The sequence below is a fragment of the Janibacter sp. DB-40 genome (assembly GCF_029510815.1).
Taxonomy (GTDB): domain Bacteria; phylum Actinomycetota; class Actinomycetes; order Actinomycetales; family Dermatophilaceae; genus Janibacter.
Genome location: NZ_CP120360.1, coordinates 486936 through 505050 on the forward strand (window position 1 = coordinate 486936; position 18115 = coordinate 505050).

At 69.4% G+C, this 18115-nt stretch carries 16 protein-coding genes; 15 read left to right on the plus strand and 1 reads right to left on the minus strand.

Annotated elements, in window-relative coordinates; translation table 11 throughout:
- Positions 1-50 precede the first annotated feature (50 nt).
- Genes PVE36_RS02375 through PVE36_RS02445 form a run of 15 tightly spaced genes read left to right on the plus strand, consistent with a single transcriptional unit; the run spans position 51 to position 17155 of the window.
- Entirely contained in the window at positions 51-413 is a 363-nt protein-coding gene (locus tag PVE36_RS02375) for an NADH-quinone oxidoreductase subunit A (protein WP_185990642.1), read from the plus strand.
- Positions 414-431: 18 nt separating this feature from the next.
- A complete protein-coding gene (locus PVE36_RS02380; protein ID WP_277454330.1) occupies positions 432-1019 on the plus strand; it encodes an NADH-quinone oxidoreductase subunit B in 588 nt (195 codons plus the stop codon).
- Positions 1016-1870: an NADH-quinone oxidoreductase subunit C gene (locus PVE36_RS02385; RefSeq protein WP_277454331.1), complete on the plus strand. Its 855-nt coding sequence runs from the start codon at positions 1016-1018 to the stop codon at positions 1868-1870. Before PVE36_RS02380 ends, PVE36_RS02385 begins: the two co-directional genes overlap by 4 nt.
- Positions 1870-3222: an NADH-quinone oxidoreductase subunit D gene (locus PVE36_RS02390; RefSeq protein WP_277454332.1), complete on the plus strand. Its 1353-nt coding sequence runs from the start codon at positions 1870-1872 to the stop codon at positions 3220-3222. The genes PVE36_RS02385 and PVE36_RS02390 overlap by 1 nt, the downstream gene beginning before the upstream one ends.
- Positions 3222-4085 (plus strand): NADH-quinone oxidoreductase subunit NuoE, encoded by an 864-nt coding sequence (gene nuoE / locus PVE36_RS02395; protein ID WP_277454333.1) that lies wholly within the window; start codon positions 3222-3224, stop codon positions 4083-4085. Before PVE36_RS02390 ends, nuoE begins: the two co-directional genes overlap by 1 nt.
- A 5-nt stretch (positions 4086-4090) precedes the next feature.
- Positions 4091-5416 (plus strand): NADH-quinone oxidoreductase subunit NuoF, encoded by a 1326-nt coding sequence (nuoF, locus tag PVE36_RS02400; protein ID WP_277455737.1) that lies wholly within the window; start codon positions 4091-4093, stop codon positions 5414-5416.
- Entirely contained in the window at positions 5413-7782 is a 2370-nt protein-coding gene (locus PVE36_RS02405) for an NADH-quinone oxidoreductase subunit G (protein WP_277454334.1), read from the plus strand. Before nuoF ends, PVE36_RS02405 begins: the two co-directional genes overlap by 4 nt.
- Entirely contained in the window at positions 7779-9182 is a 1404-nt protein-coding gene (gene nuoH, locus PVE36_RS02410) for an NADH-quinone oxidoreductase subunit NuoH (protein WP_277454335.1), read from the plus strand. The genes PVE36_RS02405 and nuoH overlap by 4 nt, the downstream gene beginning before the upstream one ends.
- A complete protein-coding gene (gene nuoI / locus PVE36_RS02415; RefSeq protein ID WP_277454337.1) occupies positions 9175-9825 on the plus strand; it encodes an NADH-quinone oxidoreductase subunit NuoI in 651 nt (216 codons plus the stop codon). Before nuoH ends, nuoI begins: the two co-directional genes overlap by 8 nt.
- On the plus strand, positions 9822-10643 hold the full coding sequence (locus tag PVE36_RS02420) for an NADH-quinone oxidoreductase subunit J (protein WP_277454338.1): 822 nt from the start codon (positions 9822-9824) through the stop codon (positions 10641-10643). The genes nuoI and PVE36_RS02420 overlap by 4 nt, the downstream gene beginning before the upstream one ends.
- A complete protein-coding gene (gene nuoK / locus PVE36_RS02425) occupies positions 10640-10939 on the plus strand; it encodes an NADH-quinone oxidoreductase subunit NuoK (protein ID WP_277239136.1) in 300 nt (99 codons plus the stop codon). Before PVE36_RS02420 ends, nuoK begins: the two co-directional genes overlap by 4 nt.
- A 42-nt stretch (positions 10940-10981) precedes the next feature.
- Positions 10982-12898: an NADH-quinone oxidoreductase subunit L gene (gene nuoL, locus PVE36_RS02430; RefSeq protein ID WP_277455738.1), complete on the plus strand. Its 1917-nt coding sequence runs from the start codon at positions 10982-10984 to the stop codon at positions 12896-12898.
- Positions 12898-14583, plus strand: a complete 1686-nt coding sequence (locus PVE36_RS02435; RefSeq protein ID WP_277454342.1) for an NADH-quinone oxidoreductase subunit M — start codon at positions 12898-12900, stop codon at positions 14581-14583. Before nuoL ends, PVE36_RS02435 begins: the two co-directional genes overlap by 1 nt.
- A complete protein-coding gene (gene nuoN / locus PVE36_RS02440) occupies positions 14583-16148 on the plus strand; it encodes an NADH-quinone oxidoreductase subunit NuoN (protein WP_277454344.1) in 1566 nt (521 codons plus the stop codon). Before PVE36_RS02435 ends, nuoN begins: the two co-directional genes overlap by 1 nt.
- Positions 16145-17155, plus strand: coding sequence for a polyprenyl synthetase family protein (locus PVE36_RS02445; protein ID WP_277454345.1), 1011 nt, complete (start codon positions 16145-16147; stop codon positions 17153-17155). Before nuoN ends, PVE36_RS02445 begins: the two co-directional genes overlap by 4 nt.
- Before the next feature lie 12 nt (positions 17156-17167).
- Here the strand turns inward: PVE36_RS02445 and rarD are convergent, their stop codons facing one another.
- Positions 17168-18106 (minus strand): EamA family transporter RarD, encoded by a 939-nt coding sequence (rarD, locus tag PVE36_RS02450; RefSeq protein WP_277454346.1) that lies wholly within the window; start codon positions 18104-18106, stop codon positions 17168-17170.
- Positions 18107-18115: the final 9 nt, after the last annotated feature.

Sequence of the window (18115 nt, forward strand, 5' to 3'; positions counted from 1 at the left end):
AGGATCGTCAGTGGCGTGCATCACATGAGAGAAAGCGAGGCCGTGCAGCGATGAACCCTTACATCCCGCTGCTGATCCTCTTCGCGCTCGGCCTCGGCTTCGCGCTCGTCTCGGTCGGCACGAGCCTGGTCGTCGGACCTGCTCGCTACAACGCCGCCAAGGCACAGGCCTACGAGTGCGGCATCCAGCCGACTCCCCAGGCCGCTGAGGGTGGCAAGTTCCCGGTCAAGTACTACCTGACCGCAATGCTGTTCATCATCTTCGACATCGAGGCCCTGTTCCTCTACCCCTTCGCCGTCGCCTTCGACGAGCTCGGGGCCTTCACCCTCGGTGCCGTGGTGCTCTTCCTGTTCAACGCGTTCTTCATCGCAGACGCCTACGTCTGGCGTCGCGGCGGGTTCGAGTGGGACTGACGAGGACGGAGACGAAAAATGGGACTTGAGGAGAAGCTGCCCTCGGGCTTTGCGCTGACGACGGTGGAGAAGCTCGCCGGCTACATGCGCAAGTCGTCGATGTGGCCTGCGACATTCGGTCTGGCCTGCTGCGCCATCGAGATGATGGCCGTCGGCACCCCGCACTACGACCTGGCCCGCTTCGGCATGGAGCGCTTCGCTGCGACTCCGCGCCAGGCCGACCTGATGATCGTCGCCGGGCGGGTGAGCAACAAGATGGCACCGGTCGTGCGTCAGGTCTACGACCAGATGGCCAACCCCAAGTGGGTCATCTCGATGGGTGTGTGCGCCAGCTCCGGCGGCATGTTCAACAACTACGCGATCGTCCAGGGCGTCGACCACATCATCCCGGTCGACATCTACCTGCCCGGGTGCCCGCCGCGCCCGGAGATGCTGCTCAACTCGATCATCACGCTCCACGAGCAGGTCCAGAACACGCCGTTGGGAGTCAACCGGGAGGCGGCGGTCCGCGCGGCCGAGGCTGCCGCCCTCAAGGCGGTCCCGACCGAGCTGCAGGCCCCGACCCACGACCACGAGGCCCTCCTGGGAAGGAACCTGCTGGCATGACGGAGGAGAACGAGCCCACGGACGAGCCGGGCAAGGACGTCGACGCCCCCAGGCCCAAGGGCGTCCACCCGGAGGGCCCGGGTCTGGCAGGCAGCGCCCACGAGGACTACCCCTCGACCGAGGGCCTCACCGGTGACCAGCGCCCGGTCGAGTACACCAACGTCGGCGGGTCGCCCGAGGTGGGCGAGGTCGACCCGGACCACGCGCCGGCCATCCGGGGCCAGCGCGTCGGCATGTTCGGCGCACGCCAGGGGCAGGACACCTCCGGCTACGGCGGGCTGCAGGCCCCGATCGCCTTCCCCGGAGCCGCCACGCGTCCCTACGGCGGCTGGTACGACGCCGCCGTCGACACCCTCGCCGAGGCGACCGGCTCCGACCTCGTCCAGCGGGTCGTCGTCCACGCCGACGAGCTGACCCTCCACGTGGGCCGCGAGGACCTCGTGCCCGTGATGCGCGCCCTGCGCGACCAGCCGGACCTGCGTTTCGAGATGTGCATGTCCGTCTCGGGCGTGCACTTCCTCGACGACACCGGTCGGGAGCTGCATGTGGCCTACCACCTGCTCTCGATCACCCACGGTGGCCGGCGCCTGCGCGTCGAGGTGACCGCCCCGGACGCCGACCCGCACATCCCGAGCATCGTCGAGGTCTACCCGGGTGCCGACTGGCACGAGCGCGAGACCTGGGACATGTTCGGCGTGGTCTTCGACGGCCACCCCGCGCTGACCCGCATCCTCATGCCCGACGACTGGGCGGGCCACCCCCAGCGCAAGGACTACCCGCTGGGTGGCATCCCGGTGGAGTACAAGGGCGGCACCGTCCCGCCGCCCGACGAGCGGAGGTCGTACAACTGATGGCATCCAGCGACACGAGCACCGGAGTCCACTCGACCCCCGGAGCGGACGACCTCGCCGAGGGCTACGTCGTCCACCTCGAGGGCGGTGACTGGGACCGCGAGATGGGCGAGCTCGGGATGAACCCCGAGGAGCGGATCATCCTCAACATGGGTCCGCAGCACCCCTCGACGCACGGCGTCCTGCGCCTCATCCTCGAGCTCGACGGCGAGACGGTGACCGAGGCGCGCGCCGGCATCGGCTACCTGCACACGGGTATCGAGAAGAACATGGAGTTCCGCACCTGGGTCCTGGGCACGACCTTCTGCACCCGGATGGACTACCTGACCCCGATGTTCCAGGAGGCGGCCTACTGCCTCGCCATCGAGAAGATCCTCGGGATCACCGACGACATCCCCGAGCGGGCCAGCGCCATCCGCGTGCTGATGATGGAGCTGACCCGCATCTCCAGCCACCTGATCTGCATGGGCACCGGTGGCATGGAGATGGGTGCGACGACCGTGATGACGATCGGTTTCCGTGAGCGCGAGCGCATCCTGTCGATCATCGAGGCCATCACCGGTCTGCGGATGAACAACGCCTACATCCGTCCCGGCGGCGTCGCGCAGGACCTGCCGCACGGTGCCATCGACAAGATCCGCGAGACCATCCCGCAGCTGCGCAAGGGCATCGCCGAGCTGTCGGCGATCCTGCTCGAGAACCCTCTCCTGAAGGGTCGCACCAAGGACGTCGGCGTCCTGTCCCTCACGGGCTGCACCGCCCTGGGCGTCACGGGACCCGTGCTGCGCTCGACCGGGCTGCCGCACGACCTGCGCAAGCTGGACCCGTACTGCGGCTACGAGAAGTACGACTTCGAGGTCGTCACCCGGACCAATGCCGACGCCTACGACCGGTGGGCCATCCGCATCGACGAGATGCTCGAGAGCCTGAAGATCATCGAGCAGGTCACCGACGAGCTGCAGCACAACCCCGGCCCGACGATGGTGGCGGACAAGCGCATCGCGTGGCCGGCCAAGCTGGCCATCGGCGGCGACGGCCAGGGCAACAGCCTCGACCACATCCGCGAGATCATGGGCACCTCGATGGAGTCGCTCATCCACCACTTCAAGCTGGTCACCGAGGGCTTTCGCGTCCCGCCGGGCCAGGCCTACGTCGCCATCGAGTCGCCCAAGGGCGAGCTGGGCTGCCACGTCGTCTCCGACGGTGGGACCCGGCCCTACCGGGCCCACTTCCGGGACCCGAGCTTCAACAACCTGCAGGCCGTCGCGGCCATGTGTGAAGGAGGCTTCCTCGCCGACGTCATCGTCGCGGTCGCCTCGATCGATCCCGTCATGGGAGGGGTGGACCGCTGATGTCGATCAAGTTCGGCAGGCAGACCGAGTTCGGCTATCTCTACGTCTCGTCGGAGAGCAAGGAGCCGTACACCGTCGAGGTGCTCGAGCAGCTCACCGCCGACTCGCAGGAGATCATCGCGCGCTACCCGCAGAAGCGCTCGGCGCTGCTGCCGATGCTGCACCTCGTCCAGAGCGTCGACGGCTACGTCACCGGCCGGGGCATCGAGTTCTGTGCGCAGCTGCTCGACCTGACCGCTGCCGAGGTCTCGGGCGTGGCCACGTTCTACACGCAGTACAAGCGCCACCCCAGCGGTGAGTACAACGTCGGCGTCTGCACCAACACCCTGTGCGCGATCATGGGCGGCGACCAGATCTGGGACACCGTCAGCGAGCACCTGGGGGTCGGCCACGACGAGACCACCGAGGACGGCAAGATCACCCTCGAGCGCGTCGAGTGCAACGCGGCGTGCGACTTCGCTCCGGTCGTGATGACCAACTGGGAGTTCTTCGACAACCAGACCCCCGAGTCGACGGTCGAGCTCGTCGACGACCTGCGTGCGGGCAAGCCGGTGAAGCCCACGCGCGGCCCGGACCGCGTGTGCAGCTTCAAGGAGACCTCTCGTCTCCTCGCCGGCTTCACCGACGGCCGTGCGGACGAAGGGGTCGGGGCCGGCCCCGCCTCCCTCCGCGGCATCGAGGTGGCCCGTCGCGAGGGATGGACCGCGCCGGGTGACGAGCACGAGGAGCCGAGGCCCACGACCACGCCCGACGAGGCGGGCGAGCAGGTCGAGGGCCTGGCGGCCGGTCGCCACGTCCCCGCCGACGTGGACAACGTCTCCGACCAGACCCCGCCGGACAGCACGGACGAGAAGGGGGAGTGACCGGGATGTCGACGCAGCTGACCCCGATCCTGACCAAGTTCTGGGACCACCCGCAGTCCTGGACCATGGCCACCTACGAGGACAACGGCGGGTACCGAGCACTGCGCTCGGCACTGGAGATGGACCCGACCGACCTGGTGCAGGTGACCAAGGACTCCGGCCTGCGCGGCCGTGGTGGCGCCGGGTTCCCCACCGGCATGAAGTGGGGCTTCCTCCCGCCGCACGACGGCGGACCGCGCTACCTGGTGGTCAACGCCGACGAGTCCGAGCCCGGCACGTGCAAGGACATCCCGCTGATGATGGCCGCCCCGCACTTCCTCATCGAGGGCGCGATCATCACCTCCTTCGCCATCGGGTCCGACACCGCCTTCATCTACGTGCGCGGCGAGGTGGCCCACGTCTACCGCCGCCTGCTGCGCGCGGTCGAGGAGGCCTACGCGGCCGGCTACCTCGGCAAGGACATCCTCGGCACGGGGTACAACCTGGACATCGTCGTCCACGCCGGTGCCGGCGCCTACATCTGCGGTGAGGAGACCGCGCTGCTGGACTCCCTCGAGGGGCGTCGCGGCCAACCCCGCCTCAAGCCCCCCTTCCCCGCGGTCGCCGGCCTGTACGCGCGTCCGACGGTGGTCAACAACGTCGAAAGCATCGCCTCCGTCCCGCTGATCGTCGGCAAGGGCGCAGAGTGGTTCTCCGACATGGGCACCGAGAAGTCCCAGGGGTTCGGGATCTTCTCCCTGTCCGGCCACGTGAAGCACCCGGGCCAGTACGAGGCGCCGCTGGGGATCACCCTGCGCGAGCTGATCGACCTGGCCGGTGGCATGCGGGACCCGAACCACCCGCTGAAGTTCTGGACGCCGGGCGGGTCCTCGACGCCGATCTTCACCGACCAGCACCTCGACGTGCCGCTCGACTTCGAGTCCGTGGCCGCCCACGGGTCGATGCTCGGCACCCGGGCCCTGCAGATCTTCGACGACACGGTCTCGGTCGTGCGCGCGGTGAGCCGGTGGAACGACTTCTACATGCACGAGTCCTGCGGCAAGTGCACCCCGTGCCGTGAGGGCACCTACTGGCTCGCCCAGATCCTGCACCGGATCGAGGAGGGTCGCGGCACCCAGCAGGACATCGACATGCTCGTCGACATCTGCGACAACATCCTCGGCCGTGCGTTCTGCGCGCTCGGTGACGGGGCCACGAGCCCGATCACCTCGGCCGTGCAGTACTTCCGTGAGGAGTTCGAGGCCGGCTGCCACACGCCGGCCAGCGAGCTCTTCCCGCCAGCGGCCGCGACGCTCTTCGCCAACCAGGAGACTGTGCAGGTGACCACATGACCACCACGAGCGACAAGCAGACGTCCGGGGCCGACCCCAAGCCCGACCTCGTCACCGTCACCATCGACGGGATGGAGGTGTCCGTCCCCCGCAACACCCTGATCATCCGCGCGGCCGAGCAGGCAGGGATCGAGATCCCGCGCTTCTGCGACCACCCGCTGCTGGACCCGATCGGCGCCTGCCGCCAGTGCCTCGTCGAGGTGGCCACCCCGGACCGCGAGGGCAACGTCAAGCCGATGCCCAAGCCCCAGCCGAGCTGCACCATGACGGTCAGCGACGGCATGCAGGTGCGCAGCCAGCACACCTCGCCGATCGCGGACAAGGGCCAGCAGGGGATCATGGAGCTGCTCCTGATCAACCACCCGCTGGACTGCCCGGTCTGCGACAAGGGCGGCGAGTGCCCCCTGCAGAACCAGGCGATGAGCAATGGCCGCCCCACCTCGCGTTTCGACGACATCAAGCGCACCTACCCCAAGCCGATCAACATCTCCTCCCAGGTCCTGCTGGACCGTGATCGCTGCATCCTGTGCACGCGGTGCACCCGCTTCTCCTCCCAGATCGCCGGTGACCCCTTCATCGAGATGGGGGAGCGCGGTGCCCTGCAGCAGGTGCTGATCTACGAGGAGAAGCCCTTCGAGTCCTACTTCTCGGGCAACACCGTCCAGATCTGCCCGGTGGGCGCCCTCACCGGTGCGGCGTACCGCTTCCGCTCGCGTCCGTTCGACCTCGTCTCGACGCCGGACATCTGCGAGCACTGCGCCTCCGGCTGCTCCATCCGCAGCGACCACCGTCGTGGCACCGTCCTGCGTCGCATGGCTGGCAACGACCCCGAGGTCAACGAGGAGTGGAACTGCGACAAGGGCCGCTGGGCCTTCACCTGGGCCTCCCTGGGTGACCGCCTCGAGTTCCCGATGGTCCGGGACGAAGGGGGCGAGCTGCGCGTCGTCTCGTGGCAGGAGGCCCTCGCGGCCGCTGCGGACGGTCTGCGTGCCGCCCGGGGGCACGGCGTGCTCACCGGCGGCCGCGTGAGCATCGAGGACGCCCACGCCTATGCCACCCTCGCTCGCGAGGTCCTCGGGACGGACAACATCGACATGCGCGCCCGGCCGCACTCGGCCGAGGAGCGCGACGTCCTCCTGCGCCACGTCGCGGGTGCGACCCCGCAGACCGGTGGCGTGACGTACAGGCAGCTGGAGCAGGCCGGATCGGTCCTCCTCGTCGGCTTCGAGCCGGAGGAGGAGAGCCCCATCGTCTTCCTGCGGCTGCGCAAGGCGTACCGCAAGCACGGTCTGAAGGTCCACGCGGTCGCACCGATGGCGACCCGCGGCCTGACCAAGATGGGCGGCAGCCTCATCCCGTCCGCCCCCGGCACCGAGACCGAGGTGCTGGCCGCCCTGGCTGGCGACGACGCACCGGAGTCGTTGGCCGCGGCCCACGCCGCACTGCGCGAGGAGGGCGCGACCATCCTCGTCGGTGAGCGTCTGGCGACCGTGCCCGGTGCCCTGACCGCCGCAGCCCGCCTCGCCGAGACCACCGGTGCCCGCCTCGCGTGGATCCCACGTCGTGCGGGGGAGCGCGGCGCGATCGCCGCCGGTTGTCTCCCGACCGGCGACGGCCTCGACACCGCGGGGATCCTCGCGGCCGCCGGTGCCGGGTCGATCGGCGGTCTCGTCGTCGGTGGCGTGGACGCCGACGACATCGGCACGGCCGGAGCCCGCCAGGCCTTCGAGCGGGCATTCGTCGTCTCGCTCGAGGTGCGCCCGAGCAACGTCACCGAGCACGCCGACGTCGTCCTGCCGGTCGCCCCGCACGCGGAGCGCGCGGGCAGCTTCATGGACTGGGAAGGACGGGTTCGTCCCTTCGAGGTCTCCCTCGAGACCAACGCCGTGCCGGACCACCGGGTGCTGCACATGCTCGCCGACGCGATGGGTGCCTTCCTGGGGACCCGTACGGTCACAGAGGCCCGGCGCGCCATCGAGGCCACCGCGGCCCCGACGGCCAGCGGCCCGCTGACCGACGTTCCCGCGACCGTCGCGCCCGAGCCCGGTGCCGGCGAGGCGGTCCTGGCGACGTGGCGTCCGCTGCTCGACAAGGGCACGATGCAGGACGGCGAGCCCTTCCTGGCCGGCACCGCCAAGGCGCCGCGTGCGGCCCTCTCCCCGCTGACGGCCCAGTCCCTGGGGATCGTCGAGGGCGACCTCGTCACGGTCTCCGCCGACGACGTGCGCATCACCCTTCCGGCCGACATCCGCGCGATGGTCGACCACGTCGTGTGGCTGCCGACCAACTCCGAGAGCTGCGACGTGCGCAGTCTCTCCGGGCGAGCCGGAGCGATCGTCTCCGTGATGAAGGGCGGTGCTGCGTGAACACCCTCACGATCCTGACCACGGCTGCCGAGCAGCCGGTGGTGGCCGACTTCAGCGACACCCCGGTGTGGCTCTCGCTCGTCAAGGCCCTGATGCTCTTCGTCTACCTGCTCATCAGCGTCCTGCTGATGATCTGGTTCGAGCGGCGCATGATCGGCCGGATGCAGCAGCGCCCTGGTCCCAACCGGGTGGGGCCCTTCGGTCTCCTCCAGTCCCTGGCCGACGGCATGAAGTCGATGCTCAAGGAGGACGTGCGCCCGAAGGCGGCCGACGCCCTGATCTTCACCCTGGCGCCGGTCCTGTTCGCCTCCGCGGCCTTCATCTCCTTCGCCATCGTCCCCATCGGCGGTGAGGTCGAGCTGTTCGGCCACACCACGCCGCTGCAGCTGACCGACCTTCCCGTCGCCGCGCTCCTCGTCCTCGCGGTCGCCGGCATCGCCGCCTACGGGATCGTCCTCGGTGGCTGGTCGGCCGGCTCGACCTACCCGCTGCTGGGTGGTCTGCGCGCGACCGCGCAGATCATCTCCTACGAGATCGCGATGGGTCTGGCCCTGGTGGCCGTCTTCATGTACGCCGGGTCGATGTCGACGAGCGAGATCGTCGCCGCGCAGTCGGATCTGTGGTTCATCATCCCGGCCTGCGTGTCCTTCGTGCTGTACATCATCACCATGGTCGGCGAGACCAACCGGCTGCCCTTCGACCTCGCCGAGGGAGAGGGCGAGCTCGTCGGTGGGTACTTCACCGAGTACTCCGGCATGCGCTTCGCCATGTTCTTCCTCGGTGAGTACGTCAACATGTTCACCGTCGCCGGCCTGGCCACCACCTTCTTCCTCGGCGGGTGGCAGGCGCCCCCCGGCATCGCCGCGATCGGCGACGGCATGTTCAACACCGGCTGGTGGGGCGTGCTGTGGTTCACCCTGAAGATGTGGCTGTTCATGTGGGGCTTCGTCTGGCTGCGCGGCACCCTGCTGCGGACCCGGTACGACCAGTTCATGCGCCTGGGGTGGAAGTTCCTCATGCCCGTGGCCGTCGCCTGGGTGGTCGTCGTGGCCTTCATCCGCGGTGCCGACGCCGGCTTCTTCGGTGACAGCACGATCTCCGTCCTCGGTCGGGCCTTCCCGGTCTCCTCGCTGATCATCATCGGCTTCCTCGCCGCGCTCGTCTTCGGGGCGATGTGGATCTGGGAGACCCGCGCGGAGAAGAAGGCCGACGAGATCGAGGAGGCCAACGTCCTCCCCGGCGAGGTCGACCCCTTCGCCGGTGGGCACCCCGTCCCGCCGCTGCCCGGCCAGCGACTCGTGGAGACCCCGCGGGACGGGACCGCGATCGAGACCACGCCGGCGCGCACCCGGCAGACCAGCGCACCGCTCGCCGAGCAGGAGGAGCACAACCGTGGCTGACGACGAGACCAAGGGCGGGTTCTTCGGGGACCTCTTCGCCCCCGTTGCCGGATTCGGGGTGACCTTCCAGACGATGTTCCGGAAGGTCGCCACGCAGGAGTACCCCGAGGTGAAGTGGCCGACCCAGCCACGATTCCACGGGCGCCACCAGCTCAACCGCCACCCCGACGGTCTGGAGAAGTGCGTCGGCTGCGAGTTGTGCGCCTGGGCGTGCCCGGCGGACGCGATCCTGGTCGAGGGTGCCGACAACGACGACGAGCGGGGGCTGCGCTTCAGCCCCGGCGAGCGGTACGGGCACATCTACCAGATCAACTACCTGCGCTGTATCTTCTGCGGCCTGTGCATCGAGGCGTGCCCCACGCGTGCCCTGACGATGACCAACGAGTACGAGCTGGCCGACAACAACCGCGCCGACCTGATCTACACCAAGGAGCAGCTGCTCGCACCGCTGCAGGAGGGCATGATCTCCGCGCCCCACCCCATGGTCGAGGGCATGAACGAGCGTGACTACTACAACGGCAAGGTGGCTGCCGCGACCGACGAGCAGCGCGCCTGGGTCGACGAGCACGCCGTCGACGACAGCGGGAGCACCCCGACGGGCGAGGCAGTGGCTCCCGGGAACCACGCGGAGGACGTTCGATGACCGGCACCGGTGAGGCCGTTCTCTTCTGGCTGCTCAGCGCCGTCGCCGTCCCGGGGGCCCTCGCGCTGCTCTTCGCCCGCAAGGCGGTGCACGCGGCCATCGGCATGGTGACGACCATGATCGTCATCGGCGCGTTCTACCTCCTGCAGGAGGCACCCTTCCTGGGCATCGTGCACATCTTCGTCTACACCGGCGCCGTGATGATGCTCTTCCTCTTCGTCGTCATGCTCGTCGGTGTCGACCACTCGGACTCGCTCGTCGAGACCCTCAAGGGCCAGCGCTTCATGACCGTGCTGCTGTCCCTGGGCCTGGTCGCCCTGCTCGTCGGCGCCGTCGGTCGGATCACCTACACGGGCGACCCGAACCTGACCGCGGTCAACACCGACCCGGGCAACGTCGAGGCCATCGCCTACCTCGTCTTCGGCAAGTACGTGTGGCTCTTCGAGGTCACGGCCGGTCTGCTGACCGTCGCCGCCCTCGGCGCGATGACCTTCGCCCACCGCGAGCGGATCATCGCCAAGCCGACGCAGAAGGAGTGGATGGAGAAGCGCTTCCGCGAGGGCGAGCACCTCGCCGGCCTCCCGGTCCCCGGCGTCTACGCCCGCCACAACGCGGTCGACACCCCGGCCCTGCTGCCCGACGGCAGCATCTCCGAGCTCTCGCTCAACCGGGTGCTGGTCGCCCGCGAGCAGGTCACGCCACCGACCCGCTACACCGAGATCGACGAGCACGAAAGTCGCACGGACGAGTCGGCTGGGTCCACTGAGTCCCTGGGCCGCACGGCCTCCGAGAGCACGCCTGAAGGGAGGCAGCAGTGAGTCCGCTGAACTACATCTACCTGGCGATCATCCTCTTCGCGATCGGCAGCGCGACCGTCCTGCTGCGGCGCAACGCGATCATCGTCTTCATGGGCGTGGAGCTCATGCTCAACGCGGCGTCGCTCGCCTTCGTCACCTTTGCCCGCATGCACGGCTCCGTCGAGGGACAGGTCATCGCGATGTTCGTGATGGTCGTCGCCGCGGCCGAGGTCGTCGTCGGTCTGGCCATCATCATGGCCGTCTTCCGTGCCCGCCGGTCGGCCTCGGTCGACGACGCCAACCTGCTGAAGCTGTAAGGAGCCACCTTGCTCACCGCACTGTCTGCGACGGCTGCCCAGGTGACCGCCGCTGCCGCGCCCGAGCCGGCCTCGGGGGTCACCGCCCTCGGCTGGCTGCTCGTCGCCCTGCCGCTGCTGGGTGCCGCCCTGCTGCTCCTCGGCGGCCGGCTCACCGACTCCTTCGGCCCCCTCCTGGCGACCGCCCTGTCCTGGGCCTCCTTCGTCATCGGTGCGGCGATCTTCGTCGCGCTGCTGGCGAAGGACCCCGCCGAGCGGGCCGCCACGATCGAGCTCTACGACTGGGTCCCCGGTGGGTCGATCGACGTGACGGCCGGGCTGCTCATCGACCCGCTGTCGGTGGCCTTCGTCCTGCTCGTGACCTTCGTCGGGTCGTTGATCCTCGTCTACTCGCTCGGGTACATGGAGCACGACCCGGACAAGCGGCGCTTCTTCGCCTACCTCAACCTCTTCGTGGCGTCGATGCTCCTGCTCGTCCTCGCCGACTCCTACCTGCTGCTCTTCGTCGGCTGGGAGGGCGTCGGACTCGCGTCGTGGCTGCTGATCGGCTTCTGGAACCACAACCCGGCCTACGCCACCGCCGCCAACAAGGCCTTCGTCGTCAACCGTGTCGGTGACGTCGGCCTGATCCTGGCGATGTCGATGATGTTCGCGACCTTCGGTACCGCCGACTTCGGTGCGGTCAACGAGGCCGTCTCCGGTGCGAGCGAGGCCACGGTCACCGGCATCGGCCTGCTCCTGCTGCTCGCGGCCTGCGGCAAGTCGGCGCAGTTCCCGCTGCAGTCCTGGCTGGGGGACGCCATGGCCGGTCCGACCCCGGTCTCGGCCCTCATCCACGCGGCGACGATGGTCACCGCCGGCGTCTACCTCATCGTGCGCAGCCACGTCCTCTTCGACGCCGCGCCCAACGCGCAGCTCGCCGTGGTCGTCGTCGGTGCGATCACCCTCCTGTACGGAGCGATCGTCGGCTGCGCGAAGGACGACCTGAAGAAGGCCCTCGCGGCGTCCACGATGAGCCAGATCGGCTACATGATGCTCGCCGCCGGCCTCGGGCCGGTCGGCTACGCCTTCGCGATCTTCCACCTGATCACCCACGGCTTCTTCAAGGCCGGGATGTTCCTCGGCGCCGGCTCGGTGATGCACGGGATGAACGACCAGGTCGACATGCGCCGCTTCGGCGGCCTGTCCTCGGTCATGAAGATCACCTGGATCACCTTCGGGCTGGGCTGGCTGGCGATCCTCGGCCTGCCCCCCTTCTCCGGCTTCTGGAGCAAGGACAAGATCATCGAGGCGGCCTTCATCGGCGAGGGCTGGCGGCCGTGGGTCTTCGGCCTGACCGCCCTCATCGGTGCCGGGATCACCGCCTTCTACATGTCCCGCCTGTTCTTCATGACCTTCCACGGCAAGAAGCGGTGGACCGAGGACGTCCACCCGCACGAGTCGCCCCTGACGATGACCATCCCGATGATGGTCCTCGCCGTCGGCTCGGCCTTCCTCGGTCTCGTCCTGGCCACGGTCGCCCCGATCTCCACCTGGCTGGAGCCGACCCTCGGCCACGTGGAGCACCACGAGCCCGTGCTGCCGGTACCGGTGCTGATCATCGCGACGATGGTCGTGGTCGTGGTCGGTGCCGGATGGGCCTGGCTGGTCTACGGTCGCGACGAGGTGCCGGTCGTGGCGCCCGTCGGCTCGCCCCTGACCCGCGCGGCCCGCAAGGACCTCTACCAGGACGACCTCAACGAGATCCTGCTCATGGGCCCGGGCATCAGCCTCACCCGTGGGCTGCTCGAGGTCGACCGTGACGTCGTCGACGGAGGCGCCGTCGGCGGCCTGTCTCGCGGGATCGCGCGCAGCGCGAACTGGTTGCGGCGGGCCCAGACCGGCTTCGCACGCTCGTACGCCCTGACGATGCTCGCGGGCGTCGTCGCCTTCCTCGGAGCACTGTGGGTGATCAACTGATGGACAACATGCCCTGGCTCTCCCTGCTGATCGTCGTGCCGCTCGTCGGCGCGGTCGTGGTCGCGGCGCTGCCCTCGCGCAGCTCCGCTCTGGCCAAGCCGATCGCCCTCGGGGTCTCCCTGCTCACGCTGCTGCTGGGCGTCGTCGCGACGGCGACGAGCTTCACCCGCGGTTCGAGCGAGCAGTTCCAGATGGCCGAGCAGTACGAGTGGATCCCGCAGTTCGGGGTCAGCTATGCGCTCGGTGTCGATGGCATCGCCATCGCGCTCATCCTCATGGCGCTCGTGCTCATGCCCGTCTGCCTCCTCGCGGCCTGGCACGACATCCCCGAGGGTGGCGCCCGGGAGAAGGGGTACTTCGCCCTCCTCCTGTCGCTGCTGCCCTTCATGGTCGGCGTCTTCGCCGCGACTGACGTCTTCCTCTTCTACGTCTTCTTCGAGGCGATGCTCATCCCGGTGTACTTCCTCATCGGGATGTTCGGCGGGGACAACCGCCGCGGCGCGGCGCTGAAGTTCCTGCTCTTCAGCCTCGCCGGTGGACTGATCATGCTCGTCGGCGTCATCGCCCTGTACGTCCAGGGACCCGGCGGTGCGGACGGCTTCCTCGTCGAGAACCTCACCGGCCTGGAGCTGAGCACGAGCACCGGGCGCTGGCTGTTCGTCGCATTCTTCATCGCCTTCGCGGTGAAGGCACCGATGTGGCCGGTCCACACCTGGCTCCCGGACGCGGCCGCCGCGTCCAAGCCGGCGGTCGCCACGCTGCTCGTCGGGGTGCTTGACAAGGTCGGCACCTTCGGGATGATCCGCTTCTGCCTGCAGCTCTTCCCGGAGGCGAGCCAGTGGGCCAGCCCGGTGGTCATCGTCCTGGCCGTCCTCTCCGTGCTCTACGGCGCGGTCCTCGCGATCGGCCAGGAGGACATGATGCGCCTGATCGCCTTCACCTCGATCAGCCACTTCGGCTTCATCGTGCTGGGCATCTTCGCGTTCACCTCGGCCTCCCACGCCGGGAGCAACCTGTACATGGTCAACCACGGCTTCGCGACGGCAGCGCTCTTCCTCCTCGCGGGGATGCTCATCGTGCGTCGCGGCAGTCAGCGCATCGACGACTACGGCGGCTGGCAGCGGGTCACCCCGGTGCTCGGCGGGCTGTTCCTGCTCGCCGGTCTGGCGAGCCTGTCGCTGCCGGGCCTGTCGCCCTTCGTCTCCGAGTTCCTCGTCATCGCGGGCACCTGGGCGCGGCACCCCGTCGCGACTGCCTTCGCCGTGTGGGCCGTCGTCCTCGCGGCCCTCTACATCCTGCTGATGTACAAGCGGATCTTCACCGGGCCGCCGCCGATCATCGGGGGGCCGGACGACGGCGACGTCCTGCGGAACGACACCGGAGCCCCGACGGGGGGCGAGACCCCGGTCACCGCGGACGTGCCTTACGTGCGTTCGGACCTCGACGCCCACCGCCCTGCCCGTCATCTGCCCGCCGCGGTGCGTGACCTCGGCCTGCGGGAGAAGGTCGTCATGGCCCCGATCGTGGCCTCGCTGGTGCTGCTCGGGTTCTTCCCCGCGCCGGTGCTGGACACGCTCAACCCGGCCGTCGAGCGCACCCTCGAGATCGTCGGTGTCGCAGACGTCGCCCCGACCGCACCCTCCGGGCCGGCCGACGCCGCCACGACCTCCGGGAGTGACCACTGATGCCTTTCGTCCTGTCCACTGCCTTCGAGGTGCCCGACATCAGCTATTGGGCACTCTCGCCGATGATCGTGCTCCTCGTGGGCGCCTTCGTCGGGGTGCTCGTGGAGGCCTTCGCGCCCCGCCCGAAGCGTCACCTGGCCCAGGTCGTCGTGGCGCTGGCCACGGTCGTGGTCTCCTTCGCCGCCCTGGTGCTGATGACCGGTGACCAGGTCGGGGTGACCGTCGGCGGCACCGTCGTCGTCGACGAGGCGACCCGCTTCTTCCAGGGCGCGCTGCTCGTCATGGGTCTGCTCGGGTTGCTCGTCATGGCCGACCGCCTGGGTGGGGAGACCGCCGATGCGTTCACCCCGATGGGCGCGGCCAGCCCCGGGTCGAACCTCGAGGCGCAGGCCGCCCGGAAGGGCTGGGCGACCACCGAGGTCTTCCCGCTGACGCTCTTCGCGCTGGCCGGCATGCTGCTCTTCCCCGCGTCGAACGACCTGCTGACGATGTTCGTCGCGCTCGAGGTCCTGTCGCTGCCGCTGTACCTGATGTCGGGTCTGGCCCGACGTCGACGCCTGCTCTCGCAGGAGGCGGCGATGAAGTACTTCCTGCTCGGTGCCTTCTCCTCCGGCTTCTTCCTCTTCGGCGCGGCGCTGCTCTACGGCTACGCCGGGTCGCTGCACCTGGCCGACATCGCGGAGGCGACGAGCACCTCGAACGGCAACTTCGAGGGCCTGCTCCTGCCCGGTGTCGCCATGGTCATCGTCGGCCTGCTCTTCAAGGTCGGCGCCGTCCCGTTCCACTCGTGGACCCCGGACGTCTACCAGGGCGCACCCAGCCCCGTCACCGGCTTCATGGCGGCTGCGACCAAGGCCGCGGCCTTCGGTGCGCTCGTGCGCCTGTTCTACGTCGGGCTGGAGACGACCCGGTGGGAGTGGGACCTGGGCGTCGTCGTCATCGCCGCCCTGACGATGGTCGTCGGCGCCGTGCTGTCGGTGACCCAGACGGACATCAAGCGCCTGCTCGCGTACTCCGCCATCTCGCACGCGGGCTTCATCCTCGTGGCGCTGATCGCCTTCGACGTCACGGCCATCACCGGCGTGCTCTTCTACGTCGTCGCCTACGGCATCTCGACCATCGCGGTCTTCGCCATCGTCCACCTGGTCCGCGAGAGGGGTGCCGAGGCGACCCACCTGTCCCAGTGGGCAGGGCTGGGTCGTCGGCACCCGTGGATCTCGGCGTCCTTCTCGCTCCTGATGCTCGCGTTCGCCGGCATCCCGCTGACCTCCGGCTTCACGGCCAAGGTCGCCGCGTTCATGCCCGCCCTGGAGCACGGTGGTCTCTCCGGGACGGTCCTGGTCGTCATCGGTGTGCTCGCCTCGGCCGTCACGGCCTTCGTCTACGTCCGCCTGATCGTGCTCATGTACTTCACCGAGCCCACGGGGGAGGTCGCGGTGGCCGCACCGGCCACGATGTCGCTCGTGGTCATCACCGTCGGTGTCGTCGTGACCATCGCGCTCGGCGTCTTCCCCGGCCCGCTGCTCGAGCTGGCCGAGCAGTCCAGCGTCCTCATCACGCGATGACGAGGACGCCGAGCACGACCCCATCCCTCGCCCTGCCGCAGGTGAGCGAGGCGCTGAGCGCTCGGCTCACGGCCGGCCTGGAACGGGTCGAGCGGTTGATCGTCGACCGGGCGCGCAACGACAGCGACTTCATCACGGAGGCGAATCTGCACCTCGCCAGGGCGGGGGGCAAGCGCTTCCGGCCCGTCCTGACGATGCTCGCCTCCGAGCTCGGTGAGGGGATCGACGACCGGGTCGTCGCCGCGGCCGCGGGTGTCGAGCTGACCCACCTGGCCAGCCTGTACCACGACGACGTCATGGACGAGGCCGACCTGCGCCGGGGGGCGCCGAGCGCCAACGCGCGGTACGACAACTCGACCGCGATCCTCGTCGGCGACCTGCTCTTCGGCACCGCGTCGGACATCATCGCCGACCTCGGCCCCGAGGCCGTGAAGATCCAGGCACGGACCTTCATCCGGCTGTGCTCCGGGCAGATCCGCGACGACCGTCCCTGCCCGGAGGGCCAGGACACGCGTGAGTACTACCGCGGGGTGCTCGCGGACAAGACGGGGGTGCTCGTCGCCACCGCCGCCCGCTACGGGGCGATGTACGGCGGCTGCTCCCCGGACGTCGTCGCGGCAGCGACCGAGTACGGCGAGCGGCTGGGCGTGGCCTTCCAGCTGGCCGACGACCTCATCGACATCGCGAGCGAGTCGGGGGAGACCGGCAAGACGCCGGGCACCGACCTGCGCGAGGGCAAGCGCACCCTCCCGGTGCTCAACGCACTCGCCTCCACGGACCCGGCCGATGCCGAGCTGCAGGAGCTGCTCCGCTCGGACCTGAGGGACCAGGACCGTCTCGACCGGGCACTGGAGCTGCTGCGCGACCACAGCGCGATGGCCGCGGCCCGCGAGGAGACCCTCGCCGTCGGGCGCGGGGCCGTCGAGGCGCTGGCGCCGCTCCCGGACGGCGACGCCAAGACCGCCCTCATCGCCCTCATGGACGGCGTCGTCCACCGCGTCGGCTGACCCGACGTCCCGTCACAGCGGCTCGACCGGCTCCAGGGGTTCGGCCTCCTCGACCGACGGCCGCCGCCGCCGACGGGCGGTGGTGAGCGAGTCGACGCTGAGGAAGAACAGTGCGACCCAGACGATCGCGAAGCCGATCCAGCGCTCCACGCTGAGCTCTTCCCGAAGGATCGTCACGCTGACGATCAGCTGCAGCACGGGGGTGATGAACTGGATCAGCCCGATCGTCACGAGCGGGATCCGCCGCGCCGCCTCGGCGAAGAGCAGCAGCGGGATGGCCGTCACCACCCCTGCCGAGACGAGGAGCAGCAGGTGCCACGTCCCCTCGGTCGTGAAGGTCGACTCGCCGGTCGCCGAGAGCCACCACACCAGGCCCAGCGCGGGTGGGGCGAGGAAGATCGTCTCCGCGGACAGGGAGCTGAGGGCGGGCAGGGTGGCGCCGAGTCGCTTCTTGGTCAGGCCGTACCCGCCGAAGGATCCGGCGAGCACCAGGGAGATCCACGGCAGCCCGCCCCCGGCGAAGGCCAGGTAGAGGGCGGCCACGGCACCGATCCCGACGGCGACCCACTGCAGTCGCCGGAGACGCTCGCCCAGGACGAGCACACCGAGGGCGACGGTGACGATCGGGTTGAGGAAGTAGCCCAGGGCCGCCTCGTTCGTGCGCCCGGTGCTGACGGCATAGACGTAGACGAACCAGTTGATGCCGATGAGGTAGGCCGCGATCCCGACACCGAGCGCGAGCCGGCCGCGCAGCTGGCGCAGCAGGTCGACCAGCTCCCGGCGCAGCACGAGGATGAAGACGCAGAGGACGAGCGTCCACAGGATCCGGTGGGCAAGGATCTCGTCCGCGCCCGCCGGGCGCAGGGCGTGGAAGTACAGCGGGAAGAGTCCCCAGATGCCATAGGCGAGCCAGGCGGCCACGACGCCGAGCCCGTGGCGTTCACGAGTCACACGCCGAGG